Genomic DNA, 6,477 nt, shown 5'->3' with positions numbered 1-6,477 from the left:
GCAGAAGACCGAAAGCCAGGGCGAAAACGATCCACGGGTATAACTTTCGTCGTACGCCGATTCCGAGCGCGGTGTCCACACGTGGCGTGGCGGGAGCTTGCAGTCCCATGACTCTCCTAGGAAGTACTCGAGGTAGACGGGGGGGATTCGGGGGTACGAACCGTCGCGGTTCGTACCCCCGGAACTGTTGTACGAGAGGGTGCGAACTCAGGCGTGCTGCGTGAATCCCAGCTGGCCGATCCGGCGGTTGGGCGCGTAACCCAGCTTCGCCAACGTCTCGTCGGTGTCGGCATACGTCTCACCGATCCGGTAGATGTCCCGAGCTTCTTTCGCCGTAGCCACCTCGCGGCCCAATTCGCCTGCAATGCGCACCAACTGCTCGATCTGCTGCACCGACGTCATCTTCTCGCCCTTGCGGCCCCAGATGGTGTCCTCGTTGCCGCAGCGAGCGTGCAAGCCCATCGCGATGGCCATCGTGTTCACCGGCAGGACGCTACGCATCAGCGTTTCCAGCGTCAGGCACGCACCGTCGGGAACACGCTGGACGAAGTTCATCATGTTGTACGGGTTGGGTCCGTCGAAGCCGCCGCCGATTGCGACCCACGTGAGGTTGACCGGACCCGTGTAGATGCCGCGTCGGATCAACCGCTCCACCGTTTCGAGCTGCGGAATACTGGACAACTGGAAATGCGGCTGGATTCCAGCGGCCTGCAACCGGCGCAGGTGCTCTGCCACCCACTCCGGACCGGCGGGCACAGTCATTTCCCGATACGTATCGGCCAATTCCGGACGCTGCATCGACGTACCCGCGATGTCGTCGTCGGTCATCAGTTCCATGATGTTCATCTGGCTGGTGTTGATCGCGATCGTCACCTGATCGGGAGCCGGCTCCAATTCCGCCAGCATGTGACGCACGTCGTCGGACAACCACTTCGCATCGGCACCTTCCCCCTCCGGGGCAAACGAAATCGACCCGCCGACCTGCAGAATCATCTCGGGAACGGCCTCACGCAAGCGACCGAGAAGCTCGTTGAACTTCGACAGACGCTTCGAGCCCTTGCCGTCGAGTTCACGCACGTGGATGTGGAGAACTGTGGCACCGGCGTTGAAACAGTCGACGGCTTGCTGGACGTGCTCGTCCATCGACAGAGGGAGGTCTTCTGCAAAATCGTCCGGCTCCCACTCCGGTCCGTAGGGAGCAACGGTGATGACAAGCTTGTCCTGGGTTTCGGGGAACAGTGAATCGTCGTGGAAATGCATAGCGTGACTCCGATCGAGTGAATGAATTTATCTTCGGGGCTGGGAAGAGAGATCAGAACGGTGCGTCGCCGATGATTCCGGCGCGCTCCATCTTTCGAACCGCTGGCCAGTAGTCCTGCACCGCGTAATGCTGTGTCGAACGGTTGTCCCAGATCGCGACGCTGTTTTCGGTCCAACGCCACCGAACCTGGTACTCGGGAATCTGAGCCTGGCTCGCCAGGTAAGTGAGCAGATTCCCGGCGCCGGGGGCGTAATCGATTCCATAGCGGACGTTCTCGGGCGTGTGATAGTTCACGAGGTGTGTGGCGAACGAATTGACGAAGAGAATCTTCTCGCCGGTCTCCGGATGTGTTCGTACCACGGGATGTTCGGCGTCGGGAAAGCGCTCCTTCAGCTGGTGCCGCTGTTCGATCGGCATCCGAGCGCCGAAGGTCGACTCGATACTGTGCCTGGCACGCAGATCCTTGATCTGCTCCTTGACCCGCGCCGGCAGATTCTCGTAGGCGAGTGCCATGTTCACCCAAATCGTGTCGCCGCCGACAGGAGGTGTTTCCACACAACGCAATACACATCCCATGGGCGGGTTAACGCGCCAGGTGGCGTCGCAGTGATATGCATTCTCGAAATGCTCCGGCGGGCTGTCCAGATCCTTGTAGATGCGGACCAGGCCCGGGTGGTCGGGGTCGCTGCCCAGAGCCGGATGATCCTCGAGTTCACCGAATCGCTGGGCAAGTTCTACGTGCTCGGCTTTGGAGAAGGTCTGGTCGCGAAAGAACAGAACCTTGTGTTCGAGCAACAATGCCTTGATTTCGGCGAAGAGTGCATCATCTCGCGCGACCTCGCCGAGATCCACCCCGGACAACTCTGCCCCGATCGAACAGGTCAATTTCTCGACGCGGATCGTATTCCTCGACGAGGGAAGGTTTTCTGTGAGCGTTGCGGTGTTGGTCATGACAATTCCTCTGGGAAGTGCTGTTTCGGTTCAGACGGAGAAGACGGAGGAACCGATACTGCGACCGGACTCCATGTCGTGGTGCGCACGCACCGCATCTTCGAGGGGGTATCGCTGGTTGATCTCGATCTTGATTCGCCCGGACTCGACGTGTGAGAACAGTTCACCCGCCAGTTCGGCACGTTCTTCGGGATCCGCGATGTAATCGGCGAGAGCCGGACGTGTGAGGAAGAGTGATCCCTTGACTGCCAACTGCATTGCCTGAATCGGCGGAGTCGGTCCGGACGCCGTTCCGAAGCACACCAGCAACCCCCGCCTGGCAAGGCAATCGAGAGAGATGTCGAACGTGGATTGCCCGATACTGTCGTAGACAACCGGCACGCCGACGCCCCCGGTGATCTCCTTGACACGCGCGACGACGTCCTCGCGGGTGTAGATGACGACTTCATCGCACCCGTGAGCTCGGGCAACGCTCGCCTTCTCGTCGCTCGACACCGTTCCGATCACTTTGATTCCCAACAGTTTTGCCCACTGGGTGAAGATCAGTCCAACCCCGCCCGCCGCAGCATGTAGCAACACGGTGTCTCCCGCTTTCAACGGGTAGATGCGACGCAGAAGGTAGGCGGCAGTCAGTCCTCGCATGGTCATGGCGGCCGCGGTGTCGAAGGCAATGCCGTCGGGTAGCGCGATCAGGTCGGACGACGCCATGATCCGCTCGGTGGCGTACGCACCCAGCGGACTGCCGGTGTAGGTCACACGGTCCCCCACTGCAAAATCGACTACTCCCTCGCCGATCTCTTCGACCACACCGGCGCCCTCGACGCCCATCCCGGCAGGCAATTGCGCAGGATAGAGGCCACTTCGAAAGTAGGTGTCGGCGAAGTTCAACCCCACCGCTTCATGACGAACCCGAACCTCTCCGGCGCCCGGTCGTCCTACCTCGATCTCTTCCCAACGCATGACGGACGGTGTGCCGATCTCGTGGAACCGAATGGCGTTTGCCATCATTGCTCTCCAATTCTGTGGGCGGGCTCGACTCGATTACGGTCGAGCAGTACTCGCACGCAACAACTTCCAGAAGTCGGTGCTCGGCTTCGTGGTCGTGCCGAACTGATGTGAACAAAACTATGTGAGATCCGGCTCACATGCTTAACTTGACGAGACACACAACACAACATTTCGGGACACCGAGTAAAGGGGGCCCTATGAAGCCACTCGCCCGCTACGCGTCACTGAACCGATACGTCGACCTGTGCCGAACAGTGGACGTGGACGCTGTGGCCCTCATGAGAAGTGTCGGCCTGAGCCCGGCAAGCCTGGCGAACCCCGACCAATGGGTACCGGCCGCCTCCATCGCATCGCTCCTGGAGCGATCGGCAGCGGAGTCCGGACACGAAGACTTCGGGCTTCTACTCGCCGGCCTGCGTCGACTGTCCAATCTCGGTCCCCTCAGCTTGGTCATCAGGGAAGAACCAGACGTCAGGAGCGCACTCGACGTATTGATGCGATACGCGCCCACGTACAACGAGTCATTACGCATTCGATTGAACGAGGTCAACGGACTCGCCACCCTGCGAATCTCGCTCGAGGTCGGCGAACCGGTCGACACCAGACAGAGCGTCGAACTCGCAGTCGGCGCGACACTGCAGATCCTGCGAAGTTTCCTGGGTTCTCGATGGCAACCGGTCAGCGTGGGATTCACGCACAATGCCCCGAAAGACACGAGCACGCATCGGCGAATCCTCGGCGAGACGGTGGAATTCGATCACGAGTTCACCGGTATCGTTTTCTTCGCCGCCGACCTGGATGCGGCTAACCAACTTTCCGACGAGTTACTCCGGCCGTACGCTCGCCAGTTCCTCGACTCGCTTCCCGCCTCGGAAACCTCCGATACCCTCAGCCGCACCAAGGAATTGATCGAAGTTCTGCTTCCGACCGGCCGCTGCTCTGTCGAGCAGGTGGCACGCAGTCTCGGATTCGACCGGCGGACACTGCACCGTCATCTCGCCGAATCCGGAGATACGTTCACGGCCGTTCTCAATTCGGTTCGAAGCTCCCTCGCGGAACGATTTGTCTCCAACCCTCGCTATTCGTTGACCGAAGTGGCTGTGCACCTCGGGTTTTCGACGCAGGGTAGTTTCTCGCGCTGGTTTCGCACTCAGTTCTCGATGAGCCCGAGCGCGTGGCGGACTCAGCGCTCGATCAGCTGACCAGCACGACTCCGACGTAGGCGATCGTTGCCACCCACACAGTGGAAATCGCGGCCAGCACGAATGGCCGGGCGCCAACTCCACGAATGACGCTCAACCGCACCCCCAGCCCGAGTGCGAACATCGCGGCGGCCAACAGCGCCGTCTGCACCGTCTTCGCCAGCCCCAGAAGCTCATCCGGCAAGATGCCCGTGGAGCGCAAGCCCATGCAGCCGATGAATGCCACGACGAACAACGGAATCAGCGGGGGACGCTTGGCGGCAGTGCTGTCGACCATCCTGCGTTGCCGGATACTCAGAAACGCCATGACCGGCGCCAACATCAACACGCGCGCAAGTTTCACCACGGTCGCGACACCCAACGCGGTGGCGCCGAGAGCGCTGCCGGCAGCCACCACTTGCGCCACTTCGTGGATCGACCCACCGGCCCACATGCCTGCACCGACCTCGTTCATACCGAAAGCGTTGGCCAACAGTGGGATTGTCGGAATCATCAGAGTTCCGAAGATCACCACCAACGCAACAGCGGTGAGCAACTCTTCCTCTCGCGCATTCACCACACCGTCCGCAGCAGCCACGGCGGCAGCGCCACAGATCGAGAAGCCGCAGGCAATCAGAATTCTCTGCGACCAACTCAATCCGAGAAGTTTTCCGGCATACATGGTCCCGGCGATACCGAGGAACACAATCGCCACCACAACGGCGATCACTCCCCAGCCCAAACCGACGATGTCGGAGAACATCAATTGCAGCCCGAGCAGAGCGATACCCACCCGAAGTAGCCGTTTCGCCGAGAATGCCAGGCCAGGTTGGAATTTCGCCGGCAAAGAGACGGTATTCGCCAACACCGCACCCGCCACGATCGCAATCAGCAACGGACTCACGGCGGAGGTGAACTGACCGGCTATCAGCGCGACCGTGGCCCCCAAGGCGCACAACGCAACTCCGGGCACCAATGCAGCCACACTGGACCACCGTCGTACTTCTGACGAAGGGGCGACTGCGGGTTTCTCGGCCACGGACTTCACATCACGGTTCACTCATCCAGCGTCCTTGAGCCACCATCGCTCCGGTAGGGCGATTTCTACCATCACGGCATATCAAATCGATATGAACGTGAAGTTCGGTATAGCCTGTTTGCATGACCAGACGGTGGCCCGACCTCACCACTCTCGAGCTACTCATCGGCATCGATGATCACGGAAGTCTCAGTGCGGCAAGCCGTTCAGCAAACATTGCGCAGCCGAATGCCAGCCGCGCCGTCAAAGCCCTCGAGCGGCAGCTCGGGATGCCACTCATACACCGAAGGTCGACGGGGGCGACTTTGACTCCGCAGGGGACCGTCATCGTCCACTGGGCGCGCCGCGTCCTCGCCAACTCGAGGCAGCTTCTCGACGTCGCCGAAGGGATGCGGACCGAACGATCCGCGGAATTGACCGTGTGTGCCAGCATGACCGTCGCCGAACATCTGATTCCGGCCTGGCTCGGTATCTTTCGGTCACTACATCCTGGTGTCACCGTCCACCTTCAGGTCTACAACTCGACCCGCGCCCTCGAGGCTGTCGAGGTGGGAATGTGCGACCTCGGATTCGTCGAGTCACCGACCGTTCCGAAGAGCCTGTCCAGCGTCACCGTCGCGCGTGACTCGCTGGTCGTGGTCGTTCATCCGGATCATCCATGGGCGCGTCGACGAAAGCCGCTGACCGTCGCCGAACTGGCAGCGACGCCGCTGCTGGTGCGCGAGCCCGGATCGGGAACCAGAACGACTCTCGACCTGGCGTTACACGAATACGAGCGCGGTGCACCGTTGTTGGAACTGGGTAGTTCGGCCGCGATTCGAACCAGCGTGCTCGGTGGCGTCGGCCCGGCGGTACTGAGCACGCTGGCCGTCGAGGACCAGGTGAAGCAGGGAGAACTTCGGGTCGTAGCCGTCGAAGGCTTGGAACTCGACCGATCCCTGCGTGCAGTGTGGCGCCCGCCGCGTCAGCTCGAGGGCCCCGCAGGCGACCTGATGAAAGTAGTGCGTGCCAGCGGGTCCCGGAAATCCTGAAAGCGG

At 61.1% G+C, this 6,477-nt stretch carries 6 protein-coding genes; 2 read left to right on the top strand and 4 right to left on the bottom strand.

The annotated features are described in order from the left end of the window. Positions 1-207: 207 nt before the first annotated feature. The 3 genes from A2J01_RS04565 to A2J01_RS04555 are packed head-to-tail and all read right to left on the bottom strand — an operon-like array spanning position 208 to position 3,217. Positions 208-1,260, bottom strand: a complete 1,053-nt coding sequence (locus A2J01_RS04565) for a 3-keto-5-aminohexanoate cleavage protein (protein ID WP_003943988.1) — start codon at positions 1,258-1,260, stop codon at positions 208-210. A gap of 52 nt (positions 1,261-1,312) precedes the next feature. Next, on the bottom strand, positions 1,313-2,212 hold the full coding sequence (locus tag A2J01_RS04560) for a TauD/TfdA dioxygenase family protein (protein ID WP_007731564.1): 900 nt from the start codon (positions 2,210-2,212) through the stop codon (positions 1,313-1,315). Positions 2,213-2,242: 30 nt separating this feature from the next. After that, entirely contained in the window at positions 2,243-3,217 is a 975-nt protein-coding gene (locus A2J01_RS04555) for a quinone oxidoreductase family protein (RefSeq protein ID WP_003943928.1), read from the bottom strand. 200 nt (positions 3,218-3,417) lie between these two features. Between A2J01_RS04555 and A2J01_RS04550 the strand changes: the two genes are divergently transcribed. Continuing rightward, on the top strand, positions 3,418-4,422 hold the full coding sequence (locus A2J01_RS04550) for an AraC family transcriptional regulator (protein ID WP_064112123.1): 1,005 nt from the start codon (positions 3,418-3,420) through the stop codon (positions 4,420-4,422). Here the strand turns inward: A2J01_RS04550 and A2J01_RS04545 are convergent. After that, complete coding sequence (locus A2J01_RS04545) at positions 4,415-5,461, bottom strand: YeiH family protein (protein ID WP_080726573.1); 1,047 nt, start codon at positions 5,459-5,461, stop codon at positions 4,415-4,417. The genes A2J01_RS04550 and A2J01_RS04545 overlap by 8 nt on opposite strands. A 101-nt stretch (positions 5,462-5,562) precedes the next feature. Between A2J01_RS04545 and A2J01_RS04540 the strand changes: the two genes are divergently transcribed. After that, a complete protein-coding gene (locus tag A2J01_RS04540; RefSeq protein WP_064112121.1) occupies positions 5,563-6,471 on the top strand; it encodes a LysR family transcriptional regulator in 909 nt (302 codons plus the stop codon). The last annotated feature ends 6 nt before the right edge of the window (positions 6,472-6,477 follow it).

The organism is Rhodococcus sp. EPR-134, from assembly GCF_001647205.1.
Taxonomy (GTDB): Bacteria; Actinomycetota; Actinomycetes; order Mycobacteriales; family Mycobacteriaceae; genus Rhodococcus_F; species Rhodococcus_F qingshengii.
The sequence above is the reverse complement of the archived record's forward strand: the minus strand, read 5'-3'. Positions and strand labels throughout refer to the sequence as shown.